Origin of the sequence: Dactylosporangium sucinum (assembly GCF_014647515.1) — a bacterium.
In the GTDB taxonomy this organism is placed as follows: Bacteria; Actinomycetota; Actinomycetes; order Mycobacteriales; family Micromonosporaceae; genus Dactylosporangium; species Dactylosporangium sucinum.
Genome location: NZ_BMPI01000002.1, coordinates 222,406 through 241,566 on the forward strand (window position 1 = coordinate 222,406; position 19,161 = coordinate 241,566).

Below are 19,161 nucleotides of genomic sequence, written 5' to 3' on the forward strand. Positions count from 1 at the left end.
CGTCGTCGCCCGACCGCAGGAGACGCGACGGTCCGCCCCCGCCCGAGGTCTCATCGAAGTGGGCCGGCTGCGGGAGTCGGGACGGAGTGCCCTTGCGGGAGAGGGTCCACAGTGGACCCCCGCCACGCGGAGGACCGGGGCCGGGTCTGGCTGGCGGGCGGGCCCGGCCCCGGGGTCTCGCGGACTCACTCCAGGTGGAACGTGGCGTCGGCGCGGTCGGTCGCCGTGCTCACCGGCTGGGTCACCAGCAGGTAGTTGTAGTGGCGGAGGTAGCGGCCAGCGGCCGAGGAGGCCTCGAACGAGGCGCCGGAACTGTCGGCCAGGCCCGCGCGCTGGTAGAAGCTCGCATCGGAACGGAACTGCGCCGTGCCGTCGTTGCGGTCCACCCAGGCCTCGTTGTTGCGGTGGCGCAGGTAGTAGCCCGGGAAGTTGGTCGACTCCAGCGAGACCGTGCCCGTGCCCGCCAGCCCGGTCACGATGCGGAACTGGGAGTCTGCCAGCGGGGCCACGTTGGGGTCGATGCGGGCGCGGTACTCCCAGTGGCGGATGCAGCGGTCCGGGAAGTTGTTCGAGCGCAGGCGGACCGGGGTCGCGCCGTCCGGGACCGGGATGCCGAAGTCGGGAGTGCCGTCCGGCTTCCAGTACAGCTTCTGGACCCTCGTGCGGCGGTTCGGGTCGTTCAGGGGGTCGCCGCTGATGTCGCGGTAGGAGCGGTCGTGGTACACGAGGATGTCGCTGCGGCCGTCCTCCGAGACGGTGAAGGAATTGTGGCCCGGGCCGTACTGGCTGGTGGCCGCGTTGGTGGCGAAGACCGGGGTCGCCGTCTTGGTCCACGAGGACGCCGACAGGAGGTTGGCCGAGGCGGAGGCCGTCAGCAGGCCCACGCAGTAGTTGCTGTCGGTGGCGCTCGCCGAGAAGGCCAGGAACACCTTGCCGTTGCGCTGGATCGCGGCCGGTCCCTCGTTGACCCGGTGGCCGATCGTCTCCCACGAGTACGTTGGCACACTGATCCGGGCCACGGTGCCGGTGATGGTGTAGGGGTTGGACATCGCGGCCAGGTAGAGGTTCGTGCCGGTGCCCACGGCCGGGTCGTTCTGGGCCCAGCACAGGTAGCGCGTGCTGCCCACCACGAACGTCGTGGCGTCCAGCGAGAACGTGTCGAGCGGCAGCGCGATGCGGCCGCGCTCGGTCCAGGTGCCGGTCAGCGGGTTGGCGCTCGTGTTCTCCAGGACGTACGGGCGGATCTTCCACACGTCGCCGGTCGAGCCGGCGGCGAAGTAGATGTACCAGCGGCCGTTGACGAAGTGGAGCTCCGGGGCCCAGATGTGGGCGCCCATGTCGCCGCTGCCGTGCTTGCGCCAGACCACCGTCTCCGACGCCGAGGCCAGGCCCTGGATCGTCGTGGCGCGGCGCAGGATGATGCGGTCGTACTCCGGGGCGGTGGCCGTGAAGTAGTAGTACCCGTCGGTGTGCCTGGTGATGTGCGGGTCGGCGCGCTGGGCGATGAGCGAGTTCGTGTACCGCGCCGGGGTGTCTCCGGGGGCGGCAGCGGCCCGGCCGGGCGCGACGAGCAGACCGGCGCCGGCCGCGGAGGCGGACGCGGCGAGGAAGGTTCGGCGATCCATGGTGGCCCTTCCGGCTCGGCGATGGTGTGAACGTTCACAAGATGCGCAGCGGGAACGGAACGTGGCGGAACATCGGTCGATTGGCGGCGACCGGCGTGGGTCCGAATTGTTATCGCTAACACACAGCCTGTCAAGGGCGCCTGAAACTTTCAGCCACGGTTGACGGCATCGATGCACTCCGATAGCTTCGCCCGAACACTCATCGGGAAAGGGCTTTCCCACGACAACGAAGGCGAAGGAGCGTGCCAGCCATGAGACGCATCGCCCTGCTCGTCGCCGCGGCCGTCACCGCACTGGTGGGCGCCGTCTGGCTGCCGGCCGCCGAAGCGGCCACGGTCGACCCGTCGGCCTGGTACGTGCTGGTGAACCGCAACAGCGGCAAGGCCATGGACCTGTGGGAGTGGTCGACCGCCGACGGCGGGCGCATCTCGCAGTACACCGACACCGACGGCTACAACAGCATCGCCACGAACGGCGGCACGATCAGCGGCGGCGGCGAGGTGCGGCTGGCCGAGCGCACCGAGTTCCCCGGCAACGCCGACATCACGCTGCGAAACTTCACGCTGACGAACAACCGCATCGTGGAGAACCCGTGTGCCGACCGGTTCACGATCTCCGGCGTGACGCTGAACAACTCGACGATCAGCCGCTGCTGAACGCCCGCAGTGCCGCCCGGTCCGGCGGGTCGGCGCCGGCCCGGGTGCACGTGATCGCCGCGACCCGGCCGGCGCCGGCCAGGACGTCGGCCGCCTGCCCGGCGGACAGGCCGGCCACGGTCGCCGGTGTCGCCAGGCCGGCGTCGGCGAGGGCGGACAGCATGCCGCCGGTGAAGGCGTCACCGGCGCCGATCGTGTCGACCACGGCCACGGAGCGGCCGGGCTCGCGGACCACGCCGCCGGCCGCGACCGCGACCGCGCCGGCGGCGCCCCGCGTGAGCACGGCGAGCGACGCGCCGAGGCCCCGCCACCGCTGCAGCACGTCGACGGGGTCGCTGCCGGGGTACAGCAGCCGGACGTCGTCCTCGCTGGCCTTCACGACGTGCGCGGCGGCGACGAACCGCTCGGCACCGGCCCGGGCGGCGTCGAGGTCGCCGACCAGCCCGGCCCGCACGTTCGGGTCGTAGCTGAGCAGCGTGCCGCCGGCCCGCCGGAGCCGCTCGACCAGGGCGAGGATCCGGACCGCGCCCGGCGCGACGGCGGTCGCCAGCGAGCCGGTGTGCACGACCCGGGTACCGGCGGGCAGCGCCGCCAGCTCGGCGTCGGTCCACTGCCAGTCGGCCGTGCCGGCGGTGTAGAAGTCGTAGGTGGCGGCGCCGTGCCCGTCGAGCGTGACCGCGGCCAGGGTCGCCGGCTCCGGCGCGGCGGGCGCCCGGTCGAGCGCGACGCCGTTGGCGGCCGCGTGCTCGCGCAGCCGGCGGCCGAAGCCGCCGGTGGAGAGCCGGGCCAGCAGCGCGGTCGGATGGCCCAGGCGGGCCAGCGCCACCGCGACGTTGAGCGGGCTGCCGCCGGGGTGGGCGGTGAACCGGCCGTCGCCGTCCTCGACGAGGTCGACGACCGCCTCCCCCACGACAGTGAACGCGGCGGCGGACGCGGCGGTGGACATCAGCGGTCCGCCACGAGCTTGAGCTGCCCCGCGGGCGTGAGCTCGACCGGCATCGGGTCGCTCAGCTCGCCGACGAACCGCTTGCCGGCGTCGACGTTGCGGAAGGCGAGCATCACCCACCGGCCGGACGGGTCGCGGACGATCCGTCCACTGTAGAGCGACGAGTCGGTGACCGGGTGGGCCGCGGACGGGTCGAACGGCCCGAGGAGCGTCTCGCCGGCGACCGCCCACACCCCGCCGGTGGCCCCCGTCTCCTTGCGCCGGGCCGCGAACTCGTGGCGCAGGCAGGAGAACAGCAGCACCGGCCGGCCGTCGACGACCTCGACCTGGGCCACCTCGAGATGGCCGAAGCCGGCGCCGGGCGCGGTGAGCGGCGGCTGGGCGTGCCAGGTGACCAGGTCGGCCGAGCGGGCGTGGCCGATGACGCCCCGCTCGTCGACCGGCCCCTGGTTCGAGCGCGCGGTGACGAGCATGTGCCAGCCGTCGCCGCCCGGGTCGGCGAAGACCCACGGGTCGCGCCAGGCCTCGTCGGGCCAGGTGCTGGTGCCGAGCTTCTCGTACCAGCGCGCGTCGGCCTCGAGCACCGGGCCGCCCGGGTGGCGCTGCCAGGCGTACAGGTCGTCGGAGGTGGCCAGGCCGATGCGCTGGACCAGGGCGTTCTCGGTGCTGCCGGCGCCGGTGTAGAACTGGTGCCAGCGCCCGCCGGGGTCGCGCACGATCGAGCCGGTCCAGGTGGCGACGTCGTCGAACGCGGGGCGGTCGGCGGGGACGAGCGCGTCGGCGACCTGCGTCCAGTGGGTCAGGTCGGTGGAGACCGCGTGGCCGACACTCGCCCGGAAGTGCCGGCGGTCCGGGTCGCCGAGCGCCCGCGAGGCGCGCAGGAAGTACAGATGGTAGGTGTCGCCGTCCTGCGCGAGCCAGAAGTCCCACACCCAGGCGTCCGGAAGTCGAAGCATCGTCGTTCCTCACATCGTGGACGGCCACCGAGGGCAGCCGTCATCGGCACCCGTGTGATGCACGGGTGCGGTACAGCGGAAGGTCTAGAGCGCGGCGACCGATCCGCGCTCGATGAGCGGGCAGGGCATGGTGACCGGGGGGACTTCGCCCGGCGCGGCGTCGCCCTCCACGAGCGCGATCATCGTCGAGACCGCCCACGCGCCCATCTCGTAGTGCGGCAGCGCCACGGTTGTCAGGCCCGGGTAGAGGCCCTCGGCGATCAGCTCCTGGTTGTCGAACCCGACGATGGACAGGTCGTCCGGGATGCGCAGCCCGAGCTCGGCCGCGGCCCGGTAGGCGCCCATCGCCAGGCGGTCGTTGAAGCAGAACAGCGCGGTCGGGCGGTCGGGCCGGTCGAGCAGCGCGGTCGCGGCGCGGTAGCCGCCGCGGGCGTCCGTCGTCTCGGCCACGACCAGGTCCGGCCGGTGGTCGATGCCGGCCTCCCGCAGCGCCGCCCGGTAGCCCTCGAGCCGCAGGTGGGTGGCCGGGATGTCGTCGACGTTGGTGACGAAGCCGATGCGGCGGTGGCCGTGCTCGACCAGGTGCCGCACCGCGGCGTGCCCGCCGCCGAACTCGTCCGGCACCACCGACGGGATGGTCGGGTCGTCCGACGCGGCGTCGAGCAGGACCAGCGGCATCGACCGCAGCTGCGCCGGCACCTCGACCCGCCGGTGGTACATCGTGGCGTAGAGGACCCCGTCGACTCGGTGCTGCGCCAGCGCCCGGATCTCGCGCTCCTCGACCTGCGGGTCGTTGCCCGTCGTCAGCAGGATGAGCAGCCAGCCGCGCGCCGAGGCCGTCTCCTGGGCACCCAGGATGATCCGCCCCGCGTACGGCGTCGTGGCGATCTCGTCGCCGAGCAGCCCCAGGGTCTGCGAACGCTGCAGCCGCAGCCCCCGGGCCAGCCCGTTGGCGGCGTAGCCGAGCCGCCGGGCGGCGGTCTCGACCCGCTCCCGGGTCTCGTCGCTCACACGTGCCCCGGAGAACCGGTTGAGCACGTGGGACACCGTGGTCACCGAGACGCCGGCCTCCGCCGCCACGTCCCGGATGGTCACCTTGCGTGCCATGTGTCAACCACCAAGCTCGATGAAGATCGCCGACTACCGTAGCGGATCGCTCACTCGTCCCACAGGCCGTGCTCGGGCCAGCGGCGCGGCAGGCGCTCGTCGACCGGCGGCAGCTCGGGCAGCGGGCGGTGCGGGTGGGCCTGGTACCAGAACGCGACGCTGGAGTAGTCGTTGCCCTGGTCGTTGGCGTGCCCGTGCTCGATCGTCACCCGGATCGACTGCTGGAAGCGCACCGGGTCCTCGATGTGGAAGCGGTACATGCTCCAGAGCCCGAAGTGCTCCTGCACGCTGCTGGCGAGGGTGATGCCGTGGTACGGGCCGGCGTAGGCGCCGCTCGGGAAGCCCCAGGCGGCGTTGAAGTAGTCCTCGGTGCCGGTGCCGTGCAGCGACGGCGGCCACTGCTCCCCGTCGATGAAGATCATGTCGTCGCCCTCACCGGGCCACGAGTACACCTGGTTCGAGGCGTCGAAGTTGTCGATGTTCAGCACGCAGCCGACGTAGTGCCCGGTGCCCTCGGCGTCGAGGATGACGTAGTTGTCCGCGCCGGTGAGGTTCACGCCCGGCAGGTCCCACGGCGCCGGCCGGCCCGCCGCGGTGGCCGGGTGCACGACCTTCTGGCAGGGCTTCTCCTGGCGGTACTGCGCGTGGAAGCGCCCGACGTCCGCCGGCGTCGGCTCCTGGGTGAGCTCGTAGTCGACGTAGTAGAACAGGTTCTCGATCGGCAGGTCGCTCTCGTTGCGGATCTGCACCTTGGCGTGGCTGCCGAACGGCATCGGGAAGTAGCTGTTCATCGCGGCGGCGAACGGCCCCTTCGGCCCGCGTCGCGGCCCGGTCACCATGCTGATCGGCAGCGAGACGAAGTGCGCCGAGACGGCGTGCCCGACGCCGAAGAAGTCGCCGAGCGGCGTCCGGACGCTCGGGTGCTCCTCGCCGTCCCAGAAGATCTCCAGCACGAGCTTGCGCAGGTACATCGGCGAGTAGCACCGCGTGGTGATCCACATGTGCTCGATGACGCCGGCGCCCTCGATGTCGGCCAGGACGTGGGTCTCCCCCGCCGGCACGGTCTTGAAGTCGCGGTTGCCGCCGGTCCGGTCCCAGCTGCTCTCCCGGCGGGAGCGGCCGGCCTTGATCCGCGGCAGCCCGGCGAGTGGGCTGGTCGGCTGCCAGAAGGTCATCTTCGTCCTTTCGAAGGTGTGGTACGGGCTGGGTCAGCCCTTGACGGCACCGAGGCTGAGCCCGGCGACGATGCGCCGCTGCAGCAGCAGGGTGAGCACGACGGCGGGCAGGGAGTAGAGGGTGGCGAGGGCGGTCATCGGCCCCCAGTCGAGGCCGAACTGCGTCTGCAGGTTGGCGATCGCCAGCGGAGTGGTCTGCGACCGCAGCGAGGTGAGCAGCAGGGCGAACAGGAACTCGTTCCACGACGCCAGGAACGCGAAGATCGCGGCGACCGCGGCCCCGCCGGAGACGACCGGCAGGATCACGCTGAGCAGCGCCCGGGGGCGCGAGCAGCCGTCGACGAGCGCGGCCTCCTCGATCTCCCGGGGCACCGACTCGAAGAAGCTCGCGAGCAGCCAGATCGCCAGCGGCAGCGCCACCGTGGTCTGGGCCAGGGCGAGGCCGGTCGGGGTGTCGGAGAGGCCCAGGCTGCCCATGATGCCGACCAGCGGGACACCGACGGCGACGGCCGGGGTCATCCGGACCAGCAGGGAACCGGCGAGGAGCGCCCGGCCCGCCCGCGTGCGGTACCGCGTGATCCCCCAGGCGGCCGGGATCGCCAGGGCCATCGAGAGCGCCGTGGTGATGGCCGCCGTCGTGACGCTGTTGACGAACGACGCCGCCACGCCCTCGCGCCGCAGGGCCTCGGCGTAGTTGTCGAGCGAGAACCGGTGCGGCAGCACGCTCGGCGGCACGGCGATGGCGTCGACCGGCGGCTTCAGCGAGGTGAGGACGAGGTACAGGAACGGGAAGGCGTACAGGAGGACGACCAGCACGGCGGTCGCCCACAGCAGGGCGCGTTTCATCACGACTCCCGGGCCGGTCGCCAGACGGTGAACACCGCGACGAGCGCGACGACCATCATGACGATCATGAAGAGGGTGCTGACGGCGGCGGCGGCGCCCGGGTCGTTGAACGTGACCATCGTCTTGTAGACGGTCAGGCTCAGCGTCTCCGACGCGGACTGGGGCCCGCCGTTCGTCTGCACCAGGATCACGTCGAACGCGCGGGCCGCGTCGACGCCGCGGATGACGAGCGCGACCGCGATCACCGGGCGCAGCAGCGGCAGCGTGACGTTCCACAGCATCCGCAGGCCGCCCGCGCCGTCGAGCCGGGCCGCCTCGTAGAGGTCGGGCGGGATCGACTGCAGGCCGGCGTACAGCACCAGGGTCATGAACGACGTGGTGAGCCAGATGTCCGGCAGCGCCACCGAGAACAGCACGATGCCGGGGTCGCTGAGCCAGGACACGGCCGACGGCGAGTCGATGATCCCGGCCCGGGCCAGCAGCTCGTTGACGATCCCGAAGTTGTCGATTATCAGGAACCGCCAGAGCAGGCCGGCCACGACCGGCGCGATCATCAGCGGGTACAGGAACAGGGTCTGCAGCGGTCGCGAGCGGGAGCCCAGGGCCCGGAACAGCAGCGCCATGCCGAGCCCGATGACCAGCTCGGCCGCGACGACCAGGACGGTGTAGGCCAGCGTGCGGCCGGCCGCGGCGCGGATCGCGGGGTCCGTCAGCGCGGTGACGTAGTTGTCGAAGCCGGCGAACCGCCGCCCGTCACCGAGGCCGGAGCCGGTGTGGAAGCTGTCGACGACGAGCCGGACGATCGGCCAGCCGACCAGCCCGAGCAGGACGGCCGCTGCCGGCGCGACGAGGAGCAGCGCGTAGCGCGCGTCGGACATCCGGGGGCGCTGGGGCCGCCTCCGGTCGTCGACCTGCGCCGGCGCCGGCAGCGTTGCCTGGTTCACTTGATGATGCCCTCGATCTGGGTCTTGGCGTCCTTGAGCAGCCCGGCGTAGTCGGCGCCGGGGGTCAGGGACTTCTGCAGCATGGGGATGAGCACGCCGTCGACGATCCGCTGCCAGTGCGGGGTCGCCGGGCGGGTGCGGGTCGCCGAGGCGTCCAGCGTGGACAGCAGCGGGCCGAACGACTCGTAGCCGGCCTGCGTCGCGTACTGCTGGTACGCCGACTTGCGGGCGGCGAGGCCGAGCGACGACTGCACGCTCAGCGCGTTGTTGTCGTAGCAGGCCTTGATGAACTCGGCGGCCGTGTCCTGCTTGGTGCCGGCCTGCGGGATGCCGAGGTACCACGGCCCGGGGATCGCGGCGACACCGGCCGTCCCGCCGATCATCGGCGCCACGCCGACCTTGCCGGCCACGGCCGCGTCCTTCGGGATCTGCCGGTAGGCGTGGGCCCAGAAGCGGGTCATGGCGGTCCCGCCGGAGTTGAACAGGTTCTGGGCGGCGTTCCAGTCGGTCTGCTGCGGGCCGGCCGGGTTGACCTTGTGCTTGTTCGCCAGGTCGGCGTAGAAGGTCAGCGCCGCCAGGTGCTGCGCGTTGTCGATGATGACCGCGCCGCTGTCGTCGAGGACGACGCCGGGCGAGCCGGCCTGCAGCACGTGCGCGAGCCACTCGGTCTCGACGGCGCCCTTCACGTCGGTGCCGTAGAGCTTCTGGTCCGGCCGGGTGAAGAACTGCGCGACCTCGGTGAACTGCTTCCAGTCCTTCGGCGGCGCGAGCGGGTAGCCGAACCGGGTCTGGAACGCCGCCTGCTCGGCCGGGTTCTCGAAGAGGTCCTTGCGGTAGAGCAGCACCTCGGCGTTGGTCCAGACCGGCATGCCGACGAACTTCCCGCCGGTGCTCGCCTCCTTGACCAGGGCCGGGAACAGGTCGGCCTTGACCTGGTCGGTGAAGAGCTGGTCGATGGCGGCCAGCTTCCCGGCGAACAGCGGCAGCCAGACGGCGTCGACGGCACAGACGTCGAAGCTGGGCTTGCCGTTCGCCAGCTCGGTGGTGAGCCGGTTGAACAGCCCGTCGTAGGGCAGCTCGACCAGGTTCACGGTGACGCCGGCCGACTTCTGGTAGGCATCGACGACCGGCTGCAGCTCCGCCTTGCCGCCGCCCTCGCACAGCACGTTGAGGGTCTTGGGGTCGCCGGCGTCGGCGCTGCCGCCGCCCGCCCCGCAGGCCGCGCCGGCGAGCAGCGTGACGCCGGCGCCGGCGGTCAGACCGAGGAAGCGGCGCCGGTCCATACCGGGCGCGCTGAGTGGTGCCATGTTCGCTCCGTTCACGGGGCCGACCACGACGCAGCGTGATCGTAAGGGGTGTGGATGCGCGAAGTGGGGAGTCGAGGCATACCCCGAGTTCAGTGTCCGGAAAAAGCTTTTGCCAAAACCATTTGGCATCGGTGCTGGGGTGGAGCTTAGAAGTACCGCTCCGTGAACGTCAAGAGTCGACCGTGTTACAGCCACGGTCTTGACCGAACCGGCGCGACGTTCCTACGCTGTGCCCACGCGAAGTGAAAAAAGGTTTTGGCAAAAGCTTTTGGCAAACACCGGGCGGACTCGCCACGGCCGGCCGCGATCCGGTGCGGCCGGTCGTCGCGGGCCGCGCTCGTCGCCGCTGTCCGGTCGCGCGAGCCGCGACCCCCGCCGGCCGCGCGATCCGGCGCGGCCCACCGTCGAGAGGCGTGTCATGCCCGCACTGTCCCGCCGCACCCTCGTCGCATCCGTCCTCGCCGCACCGGCGGCGGCGCTCACGGCGGCGTTCGCCCGCAGCACCCCGCCGGCCGCCGCGGCGCCCCCGGCCACCACCCCACCGCCCGGCGCCGCCCCCGCCACCCGGCCGCGGACGGCCGTCATCGGCCTGCTCTGAACAGCCTGTCGACCCGCCCAGCCGACGAAGGAGCACGATGTCCACCGTCTATGACGTCACGACCTGGAGCGTCCCGGGCAACCCGGCGCTCACCTGCTACACCGACATCGGCGCGGTGATCAACAGCATCATCGCCGACATCAAGGCCCAGCAGCCCGGCCAGGCCTCGAAGCCCGGCGCCGCGATCTACGTCCCGCCCGGCGACTACCCGCTCAGGACGCGCGTGGTGGTCGACGTCAGCTATCTCACCATCCGCGGCTCCGGCCACGGCTTCACGTCGTCGAGCATCCGGTACAACGCCGGCAGCACGGCGTCGTGGCACGAGATCTGGCCGGGCGGCAGCCGGATCCGGGTGGAGAACACCGACGGCCGCAGCGAGGCGTTCCTCGTCGCCCGCACCGGCGACCCGCGGCTGAGCTCCGTGGTGTTCAGCAACTTCTGCCTCGACGGCGTCGGCTTCACCCCGCACCAGAACTCCTACCGCAACGGCAAGGTGGGCATCCGGGTCGACACCGCCAACGACGCGTTCCGGGTCGAGGGCATGGGCTTCGTGTACCTCGAACAGGCCCTCGTCGTGCGCGACGCCGACGCGCTGAGCGTCAGCGGCAACTTCATCGCCGAGTGCGGCAGCTGCGTCGAGCTCGTCGGCTCCGGACAGGCGTCGAAGGTCACCGACAACCTCATCGGCGCCGGCTACGTCGGGTTCTCGGTCTTCGCCGAGGGCCACGAGGGCCTGCTCGTCACCGGCAACAACGTCTTCCCGCGGGGCCGGAGCCTGGTGCACTTCAAGAACACCAACCGGTCCTCGATCAGCGCCAACCGCTTCCACGGCTTCTACCCCGGTCTCATCGACTTCGAGGGGACCAACCGGGAGAACCTGATCAGCGGCAACCACTTCCGGCGGGAGGCGGAACCGTGGGCGCCGATGCAGCCGTACGGCAACGGCAAGGACGACCTCTACGGCGTCGTGCACCTGCGCGGCGACGCCAACATGGTCAGCGGCAACCTGTTCGTCTACAACGTGCCCACGGCGAAGATCGCACCCTCCGGCGCGACCCCGACGGTCGTCCTCGTCGCGTCGGGCGCCGACAACCGCCTGTCCGACAACAGCTTCGCCGCCAACGTCGCGGTGAAGGCCGTCGTGCTCGACGCCTCGACCACCGGCACGAAGGTGCTCGACAGCGCCACCGCCGCCCAGTTCCAGAGCTACACCTCGAACTACACGCTGCGCCCAACCCCGTAGGGCCGCCCGGGCGTCACCGGCCGGCGACGGCGGGTGACGCCTCCGCGGCCGGCAGGTCGAGCTGCGGGCGGGACTGCCACAGCGCCCAGTCGGCGCTGATGGCGCTCGCCGCCCGCAGCAGGTGCGGCAGGTGCTGCTCCAGCAGCGTCCGGGTGGTGGTCTCGGCCGAGTTCACGGTCACGTTCATCGCCGCACGTACCTCACCGCGCCCGTCCCGGATCGGCACCGCCACCGACCGGATGCCGGGCGCGAGCTCGTTGTCGGCGACCGCCCAGCCCCGCGCGTTGACCTCGCGCAGCATCGCGTCGATGGCCGGCCGGGAGTGCTGCACCCACGGCTGCACCCCGGAGCGGCTGGGCAGGGCCAGCACCTCGTCGAGCCGCTCCGGCGGGAGCGCGGCGAGCAGCACCTTCCCCTGCGAGGTCACGGTGGCCGGGAACCGGGTGCCGATCTCGACCCGCAGCGCGATGATCTTCGGGACCGCCACCCGGGCCAGGTAGACGACGTCGGACCCGTCGAGCTGGGTGATCGACGACGACTCCCGCGTCGCGGCGACCAGCGTCTCCATGTGCGGCCGGGCGATGTCCCACAGCGACAGCGCCCCGACGTAGGCCATCCCCAGCTCCAGCACCCGCGGCGTGAGCTCGTGCCCGGCGGCGGTGGTGCGCACGTACCCCAGCTCCTCCAGGGTCAGCAGGATGCGCCGCGCGGTCGGCCGGGCCAGGCCGGTGGCGGCGGCGACCTCGGAGAGGGTCAAGCGGGGCCGGTCGGCGTGGAACGCCCGGATGACGTCCAGTCCCCGCGCGAGGGCCTCGATGAAGTCGGGTCCTTCTCCACGCTGTGCCATCGCCGCCCCATCGTCGCCAGAGGTCCGTTTGTCGGTCCGCACAGCGAACACTAGTCCGCCGTCGCGGCGCAATTGTTTCAAACCTAAGTCTTGACATCACGTGGTGCCGGGAACATTGTGATGTCAGCCGTCCGTCAGACGGACGATCGTCCGCAAAATGGAGCATCGGCCCCCGATGCTCGGATGGAGCGGCAGGGAGCCGGTCGGCCGCCGGCACCTGCGCTTCGCCCCCATTCCCTTGTCCCGCTTGTGTTTTCACCCCTCCACCGCGCCGCCCGACGGGTCCGCGAGCATCGCCGGACCCGCGTCCGCTGCGCACACACCCCACCGCAAGAACAGGTGAACCACAGCAATGAGCGAAGACCACGCCTTGTCCCGGCGCGGCGTCCTGCGCGGCGGAGCCGTCGCCGGCGCCGCGGTCGCCGCCGGCGCGCTCGGTGTCCCCGCCGCCGCGTCGGCCCACGAGCACTACAAAGAGGGGTCGCTGCGCACCGACCTCCTGCTGCACAACGGCCGGATCCACACGATGGACGCACAGCAGCGCGTCGTGAGCGTGCTGGCCGTCCAGGACGGCCGGATCGTCTACGCCGGCTCCAACGAGGGCGCCGCGAGACGGCTGTTCGAGGGCAAAGCGCCCGCGGTCAACCTTCGCGGGCGGACCGCGATCCCCGGCCTCATCGACTGCCACAACCACGTCGTGCTCATGGGCAACCGGCCCGGCTACCACACCCCGCTGGAGAACGCCTACTCCGTCGCCGACGTGCAGCGGACCTACCGCGAGCGGGCCCGGCACACGCCGCGCGGCAAGTTCATCACCACCATCGGCGGCTTCCACTTCAACCAGTTCCAGGAGGTGCGGCTGCCGACGCTCGCCGAGCTCGACGCCGCCGTGCCGGACCACCCCGTGTACCTGTCCATCGGCTTCACCGGGCCCAGCGCGACCAACACGCTCGGCAAGAAGTTCTTCGAGGCCGTCTCCCCCGCGGTGACGGTCGGCGCCAACGGCTCGATCGCCGGCGGCCAGGAGACCGGCAAGGCGACCCTCGCGCTGCGCCGGGCGCTCACCGACGACGACCGCCGGCGCAGCGCCCTCGACGCGATGGCCTACGCGGTGAGCCTCGGCGCCACCACCCACCTCGACCAGGGCGCGTTCCAGAAGACCGACAGCCCGTCGGACGGTGCCGCGCACGAGGACAACTACACGATGAACCTGCCCTTCCTGCAGCTGTTCGACGAGGGCAAGGGCACCATCCGGCTGCGCATCAACTTCCTGCACCAGGACACCGACACCAACGTCACCACCCTCACCCAGCGCATCCAGAACGCCTTCAAGTTCTTCGGCAACGACATGGTGCGCACCGGCGCGATCGGCGAGTTCATCGCGGCGAGCTACTTCGGCGGCCCGGTGTTCCTCGAGGCGGCGCGCAAGACGGCGAAGGCCCGCTGGCGGGTCGAGGTGCACTCGCTCACCGGCACCGACTTCCAGACCCAGATCCAGGCGTTCGAGGCGGTCGACGCCGAGATCGGCATCAAGGACCTGCGCTGGGTCATCGCGCACGTCCCGCGGATCAGCGTCGAGTACCTCGACCGCCTCAAGGCCGTCGGCGGTGGCGTCAACCTCACCGGCTACCAGTACCTCGCCGGCACCGGCCCGACGTCCGGCCCGCCCTTCCGCACGATCGTGGACCACGGCATCCCGGCCGGCATGAGCTCCGACGGCATGCAGATCGCCCCGATGAACCCGTGGATCCATGCGTACTACGCGACGACCGGCCGCAACGCGCTCGGCAACCAGATCAACGCCGGGCAGCAGATCAGCCGGCAGGAGCTGCTGCACCTCTACACCCGGGCCAACCAGTGGTTCCTCGGCGGCGACGACGAGGACCAGCTCGGCTCGCTGGAGGTGGGCCGCCTCGGTGACGTGGTCGTGCTCAGCGACGACTACTTCACCGTCCCGGACGACAAGCTCAGGAACCTCCGCTCCGTGCTGACCGTGGTCGGCGGCGCGGTGGTCCACGACACCGGCGACGTGCGCTGAGCACACCGCTGCCATTCGGGAGGAGATAAGCAGATGCGCAGGCGTTCACTCGTCGCGGCGGCCGTCGCGACGGCCCTGGTCGTCACCGGGTGCAACCGCGGGTCCGGGGACGGCGGATCAGGCGGCAGCAGCGCGCCGATCGTGGTCGGCTCGACGCTCTCGCTGACCGGCGCGTTCGCCGCGACCGGCCAGATCCACAAGATCGCCGGGGAGGAGTTCGTCGAGCGGCTCAACGCCGCCGGCGGCCTGCTCGGGCGCAAGGTCGAGTGGAAGGTCCTCGACGACCAGTCCGACCAGGCCAAGGTGAGCCAGCTGTACGAGCGGCTGATCAGCCAGGACAAGGTCGACCTGATCCTCGGCCCCTACGCCACGCCGAACATTCTCTCGGCGATGGCGGTCGCGCAGCGGCACGGCTACATCCTGCCGCAGCACTCGGCGGTGCTCGCGCCGCAGCTGACCTACGAGTGCCAGTTCCCGGCCTGGTCGATCGGCCCGACGCCGAACAGCTTCATCCCGAACCAGCTGTTCGACGCGCTGGCCAGCCTGCCCACCCCGCCGAAGACGGTCGCGGTGCTCACCAGCCAGAGCGGCTCGGCGGCGTTCGTCTCCGACGGCTTCGGCAGCGACAAGGCCGGCGCGCTGAGCATCGCCAAGGAGCGCGGCATCACTGTCGTCGCCGACGTGCACTACCCGCCGACGACGACCGACTGGGCGCCGATCGCGACCCAGGTCCGGGACGCGAACCCCGACCTGGTCATCAACAACGGCCTCGGCGTCGACGCGGTGAACATCCTGCAGGCGATGAAGCAGCTCAACTACCGGCCGAAGCAGATGTTCGGGCTGTTCCCGGCGCCCGGCCCGCTGCTGGCGCTGGGCGACCTGTCCGACGGCATGCTGTCGGTGTCGATGTTCGAGCCGAACAAGCCGATCCTCGACAAGCTCGGGGCGCAGGCCACCGAGATCACCACGAGGTTCACCGAGAAGGCGAAGGCGGCGAACCTGCCGTACACCGTCTTCGAGACGCAGGCCACGGCCTCCTGGAACGCGTGGGAGATCCTCACCGGCGCGGTCAAGGCCACCGGCGGCACCGACCAGCAGAAGCTGTGCGACTCCCTGCACGCCAACGGTGTCGACACCACGTTCAGCGGCCACCTGACCTTCGACCCGAAGTCGTTCAACTTCTGGCCGACGACGCAGACGCTGAAGCAGATCCAGAAGGGCGACTGGGTCGTCGTGTGGCCGGCGGACAAGGCCGCCGCGCCGCTCGCCGCTCGCCGCCCCTAACCCCCCAAGTGCGTTGATCTTGCAGTTGTGGTGCCGGGAAACGCCGCGAATGTCCGGGTTTGTGAGGCACCACAACTGCAAGATCGACGCGAACCAGCCGACGACGCGAGGTCCGAATGAACGTTGTCCAGGCCACTCTCAGCGGGGCGCTGATCGGTGGGCTCTACGCCCTGATGGCCATCGGGCTGTCCGTCACGTGGGGGGTGCTGCGCGTCATCAACCTGGCCCACTTCGGCCTGATCCTGGTCGGTGCCTACCTCACGCTCCAGCTCGCCACGTCCTGGGGGATCGACCCGCTGCTGACCCTGCTCGTCACGGTGCCGGTGATGTTCGTGGCCGGCGCCGCCCTGCAGTGGCTCTTCGACCGGCTCGCCCTCAGCGAGTTCAACTCGCTGCTCGTCAGCTTCGGTCTGCTCATCATCACCATCCAGGTCGCACACAACGTGTGGACGGCCGACTTCCGGCGGATGGGCGCCGACGTCAACCCGTACGCGACCGCCTCCTTCTCGATCGGCCGGCTGGTCTTCCCGGTCACCACCCTCATCGCGTTCGGTCTCGCGGTCGTCGTCGTGGCCGGCGGGCACCTGGTGCTGCGCCGCACGTTCGCCGGCCGCGCGATGCGCGCGATCGCCCAGGACAGCGCCGTCGCCGGCGCGTTCGGCGTCGACCACCGGCGGCTCAGCCTGCTGCTCGGCGGCGTCGTCGGGGCGACCGCGGCGCTGGCCGGCACCGTGTTCTCGCTGTCGAACGCGCTGACCCCGGACACCGCCTACGAGTGGTTCGGCATCGTCTTCGCCGTGGTCATCCTCGGCGGCATCGGCGAGGTCGTCGGCACGTTCGCGGCCGGCGTCCTCGTCGGCGTGCTCTCCGGCGTCGTGTCGGTCGTCTGGTCGCCGGCCGCCGCGCCGTTCGTGCTGTTCTCCGCCATCATCCTCGCGCTGCTGCTGCGCCCGCGCGGCCTGTTCACGATCGGAGCGGCCCGATGAAGCGCCTGCTGGTGGCCTTCCTGGTGCTGGCGGCCCTCGGCGTGTTCGCGCCGGACCTCGGCCTGGCCTCGTTCTACCTGATCCTGCTCGGCTCGGTGTGCTTCTGGATCGCCCAGGCGACCAGCTGGAACCTGCTGTCGGGCTACAGCGGCTACTTCAGCTTCGGCCAGGCCGCGTACGTCGGGGTCGGCGCCTACACCACGGCCGTGCTCACCGGCCGGCACGGCGTCGGCTTCTTTTGGACCGTGCCGCTCGCCGCCGTCCTGTGCGGGCTGCTGGCGCTCGGCATCGGGGCCGTCGCGTTCCGGCTCGGGTCGCTGCGCGGCGAGATCTTCGCGCTGCTCACCCTGGCCGTGCCGTTCATCCTCGCCGCGTTCGCCCGGATCAACCGCTCGGTCGACGGCGGGCAGGGCACGACGCTGCCGCTGCCCGACTACCCGGAGTTCTTCGGGACGTTCCAGCAGTTCCAGTACCTCCTGGCGCTGGCCGTCGCCGCGGTCGCCGTCGCCGTCGCGTTCCTGGTCCAGCACTCCCGCGCCGGATCCGCGCTCACCGCCATCCACGACAACGAGGACGTCGCCGAGGTCCTCGGGGTGCCGACCTTCCGGTACAAGATGATCGCCATCGTCGCCAGCGGCGTCCTCGGCGGCGTGGCCGGGAGCGTCTACGCGCTGCAGATCGGCTTCGTCACCGTCGAGAGCGTCTTCGGCCTGACGATCCCGCTGTTCGTCATCGTGATGGGCGTGCTCGGCGGCCGCTCGCACTGGCTGGGCCCGGTCGTCGGCGCCGTGCTCATCGTGACGCTGCAGGACCGGCTGTCGTCGTACGGCCTGGACGAGTACAACGCCATCTTCCTCGGCGCCATCCTGGCGATCCTGGTCGCCACCGCACCGGCCGGCCTGTACGCGCGGCTGCGGGCGCGGCCCTGGGCGGCCCTGGCCGGCTTCGTCGTCGTGTTCGGGGTGTTGTACATCCTCAATGTGTGGGGCGAGACGCTCGACTGGCTGGTCGCCGGGATGCTGGCGGCGGCGCTGGTCGCGATCGTCCTCGGCACCCGCCGCTCCAGCGCTGTCCCGGCGGCGGCTCGGTCCACTGTGGACGTCGTCGAGGAGGAGCCGGGCGAACCGCCCGCCATCGGCGAAGTGCTCGTCGAGTGCCGGTCGGTGGCCAAGTACTACGGCGGCGTGCACGCGCTGGAGGACATCAGCCTCGACATCCGCGCCGGCGAGCTCATCGGCCTCGTCGGGCCGAACGGCTCCGGCAAGACCACGCTGGTCAACCTGCTCTCCGGCGCCACCCGGCCGACGAAGGGCACGATCCGCGTCGACGGGCACGACATCACCCGGCTGCCGCCGCACCGCATCGCGCACGTCGGGCTGGCCCGCACGTACCAGATCCCGAAGCCCTTCGACTCGATGACCGTGCGGGACAACGTCGCCACGGCCATCATGTTCGGCCGCACGCCGATGTCGCTGCGCCAGGCCCGCCCGCTCGCCGAGCGGCACCTGGCCACGGTCGCCCTCGACCACCTCGCGGACGCCCGGCCCGGCCGCCTCAACCTGCACCAGCGGCAGCTGCTGGAGATGGCCCGCGCGATCGCGTCGGACCCGAAGGTGCTGCTGCTCGACGAGGCGCTCGCCGGCCTCAACCCGGCCGAGGTCGACAACGCCGTCCGCGTGGTGCGCCGCATCCACCACAGCGGCATCACGATCGTCATCGTCGAGCACCTGCTCCGCGTGCTCAACCAGCTCGCCACCCGCATCGTGGTGCTCGACCGCGGCACGCTCCTGGCCGACGGCGACCCGCAGACGGTGATGAGCGACCCGGCCGTCGTCCGCGCCTACCTCGGGAAGCAGGCCCATGTCTGAGCAGGTTCTAGAGGTCACCGGCCTCGACGTCCGCTACGGCGACGCCCAGGCCCTGTGGGACGTCACCCTGTCGGTCGGCACCGGCGAGACGGTGTGCGTCGTCGGCCCCAACGGCGCCGGGAAGTCGACGCTCGTCAACGCGGTCGCCGGCATCCACCCGGCCTCCGGCGGCCGGATCAGCGTCGCCGGCGCCGACACGACGGCCCTGGCCGGGCACCGCGTCTGCGCCCACGGCGTGGCGATCGTCCCGGAGGGCCGGCGGATCTTCCCGCGGATGACGGTCTTCGACAACCTGATCCTCGGCGCGTACCGCCGAGAGGCCCGCCGCGAGCACCGCACCACGCTCGCCACGGTGTACGACATGTTCCCCCGCCTCGCCGAGCGCGCCGGGCAGCTGGCCGGCAGCCTCAGCGGCGGCGAGCAGCAGATGGTCGCCATCGGCCGCGCCCTCATGGCCCGGCCGCGGCTGCTGCTGCTCGACGAGCCGTCGCTGGGGCTGGCCCCGGTCCGGGTCGACGAGGTGTACGAGGCGATCGAGCGGATCGCCGCCGGCGGGGTGAGCGTGGTCGTGGTCGAGCAGGACGTGGAGCGCGCCCTGGCCATCGCCGACCGGGCGTACCTGCTCGGCGAGGGCCGCGTGGTCACCTCCGGCCCGGCGGCGCAGCTGCGCCAGAGCCCGGAGGTCCGCCGCAGCGTCCTGGGCCTGTGACCCCGCCGACCGCGCGCCTGGCGGCG

Annotated in this window: 17 protein-coding genes; 8 read left to right on the forward strand and 9 right to left on the reverse strand. The window is 71.6% G+C overall.

All coding sequences use genetic code 11. From position 1 onward, the window contains the following. Positions 1 to 185: 185 nt before the first annotated feature. On the reverse strand, positions 186 to 1,625 hold the full coding sequence (locus tag IEZ31_RS02020; RefSeq protein ID WP_190247942.1) for a family 43 glycosylhydrolase: 1,440 nt from the start codon (positions 1,623 to 1,625) through the stop codon (positions 186 to 188). A gap of 251 nt (positions 1,626 to 1,876) precedes the next feature. Between IEZ31_RS02020 and IEZ31_RS56005 the strand changes: the two genes are divergently transcribed. Beyond that, on the forward strand, positions 1,877 to 2,281 hold the full coding sequence (locus tag IEZ31_RS56005; RefSeq protein WP_229833981.1) for a ricin-type beta-trefoil lectin domain protein: 405 nt from the start codon (positions 1,877 to 1,879) through the stop codon (positions 2,279 to 2,281). Here the strand turns inward: IEZ31_RS56005 and IEZ31_RS02030 are convergent. From IEZ31_RS02030 to IEZ31_RS02060, 7 genes are all read right to left on the reverse strand, one after another. Next, positions 2,268 to 3,227 (reverse strand): carbohydrate kinase family protein, encoded by a 960-nt coding sequence (locus IEZ31_RS02030; RefSeq protein ID WP_190247943.1) that lies wholly within the window; start codon positions 3,225 to 3,227, stop codon positions 2,268 to 2,270. The two genes, IEZ31_RS56005 and IEZ31_RS02030, sit on opposite strands and share 14 nt — an antisense overlap. Beyond that, a complete protein-coding gene (locus IEZ31_RS02035) occupies positions 3,227 to 4,183 on the reverse strand; it encodes a glycoside hydrolase family protein (RefSeq protein ID WP_190247944.1) in 957 nt (318 codons plus the stop codon). Before IEZ31_RS02035 ends, IEZ31_RS02030 begins: the two co-directional genes overlap by 1 nt. A gap of 84 nt (positions 4,184 to 4,267) precedes the next feature. Further along, positions 4,268 to 5,290: a LacI family DNA-binding transcriptional regulator gene (locus IEZ31_RS02040; protein ID WP_190247945.1), complete on the reverse strand. Its 1,023-nt coding sequence runs from the start codon at positions 5,288 to 5,290 to the stop codon at positions 4,268 to 4,270. A gap of 50 nt (positions 5,291 to 5,340) precedes the next feature. Beyond that, positions 5,341 to 6,465, reverse strand: coding sequence for a glycoside hydrolase family 172 protein (locus IEZ31_RS02045; protein ID WP_190247946.1), 1,125 nt, complete (start codon positions 6,463 to 6,465; stop codon positions 5,341 to 5,343). Between the two features lie 33 nt (positions 6,466 to 6,498). Continuing rightward, entirely contained in the window at positions 6,499 to 7,311 is an 813-nt protein-coding gene (locus IEZ31_RS02050) for a carbohydrate ABC transporter permease (protein WP_190247947.1), read from the reverse strand. Next, positions 7,311 to 8,255, reverse strand: coding sequence for a carbohydrate ABC transporter permease (locus tag IEZ31_RS02055; protein ID WP_229833982.1), 945 nt, complete (start codon positions 8,253 to 8,255; stop codon positions 7,311 to 7,313). Before IEZ31_RS02055 ends, IEZ31_RS02050 begins: the two co-directional genes overlap by 1 nt. Continuing rightward, positions 8,252 to 9,562 carry an extracellular solute-binding protein gene (locus tag IEZ31_RS02060; protein WP_229833984.1) on the reverse strand — a complete coding sequence of 437 codons (1,311 nt, stop codon included), beginning with the start codon at positions 9,560 to 9,562 and terminating at the stop codon, positions 8,252 to 8,254. The genes IEZ31_RS02055 and IEZ31_RS02060 overlap by 4 nt, the downstream gene beginning before the upstream one ends. A gap of 418 nt (positions 9,563 to 9,980) precedes the next feature. On the opposite strand from IEZ31_RS02060, the gene IEZ31_RS02065 reads away from it, so the two are divergent. Together IEZ31_RS02065 and IEZ31_RS02070 are read left to right on the forward strand one after the other, a co-directional pair. Next, positions 9,981 to 10,160, forward strand: a complete 180-nt coding sequence (locus IEZ31_RS02065) for a hypothetical protein (protein WP_190247948.1) — start codon at positions 9,981 to 9,983, stop codon at positions 10,158 to 10,160. 37 nt (positions 10,161 to 10,197) lie between these two features. After that, complete coding sequence (locus tag IEZ31_RS02070; protein WP_190247949.1) at positions 10,198 to 11,403, forward strand: NosD domain-containing protein; 1,206 nt, start codon at positions 10,198 to 10,200, stop codon at positions 11,401 to 11,403. 13 nt (positions 11,404 to 11,416) lie between these two features. Here IEZ31_RS02070 and IEZ31_RS02075 read toward each other — a convergent pair whose 3' ends face one another. Further along, the gene (locus IEZ31_RS02075; RefSeq protein WP_190247950.1) at positions 11,417 to 12,250 is read right to left on the reverse strand and encodes an IclR family transcriptional regulator domain-containing protein; all 834 of its coding nucleotides are present in this window, start codon (positions 12,248 to 12,250) and stop codon (positions 11,417 to 11,419) included. 352 nt (positions 12,251 to 12,602) lie between these two features. On the opposite strand from IEZ31_RS02075, the gene IEZ31_RS02080 reads away from it, so the two are divergent. From IEZ31_RS02080 to IEZ31_RS02100, 5 genes are all read left to right on the forward strand, one after another. Then, positions 12,603 to 14,288 carry an amidohydrolase gene (locus IEZ31_RS02080; RefSeq protein WP_190247951.1) on the forward strand — a complete coding sequence of 562 codons (1,686 nt, stop codon included), beginning with the start codon at positions 12,603 to 12,605 and terminating at the stop codon, positions 14,286 to 14,288. Positions 14,289 to 14,321: 33 nt separating this feature from the next. Then, a complete protein-coding gene (locus tag IEZ31_RS02085; protein ID WP_190247952.1) occupies positions 14,322 to 15,572 on the forward strand; it encodes an amino acid ABC transporter substrate-binding protein in 1,251 nt (416 codons plus the stop codon). A 116-nt stretch (positions 15,573 to 15,688) separates the two neighbouring features. Beyond that, the gene (locus IEZ31_RS02090; RefSeq protein ID WP_190247953.1) at positions 15,689 to 16,558 is read left to right on the forward strand and encodes a branched-chain amino acid ABC transporter permease; all 870 of its coding nucleotides are present in this window, start codon (positions 15,689 to 15,691) and stop codon (positions 16,556 to 16,558) included. After that, on the forward strand, positions 16,555 to 18,426 hold the full coding sequence (locus tag IEZ31_RS02095) for a branched-chain amino acid ABC transporter ATP-binding protein/permease (RefSeq protein ID WP_190247954.1): 1,872 nt from the start codon (positions 16,555 to 16,557) through the stop codon (positions 18,424 to 18,426). The genes IEZ31_RS02090 and IEZ31_RS02095 overlap by 4 nt, the downstream gene beginning before the upstream one ends. Then, the gene (locus tag IEZ31_RS02100; RefSeq protein WP_190247955.1) at positions 18,419 to 19,135 is read left to right on the forward strand and encodes an ABC transporter ATP-binding protein; all 717 of its coding nucleotides are present in this window, start codon (positions 18,419 to 18,421) and stop codon (positions 19,133 to 19,135) included. The genes IEZ31_RS02095 and IEZ31_RS02100 overlap by 8 nt, the downstream gene beginning before the upstream one ends. Positions 19,136 to 19,161 lie beyond the last annotated feature (26 nt).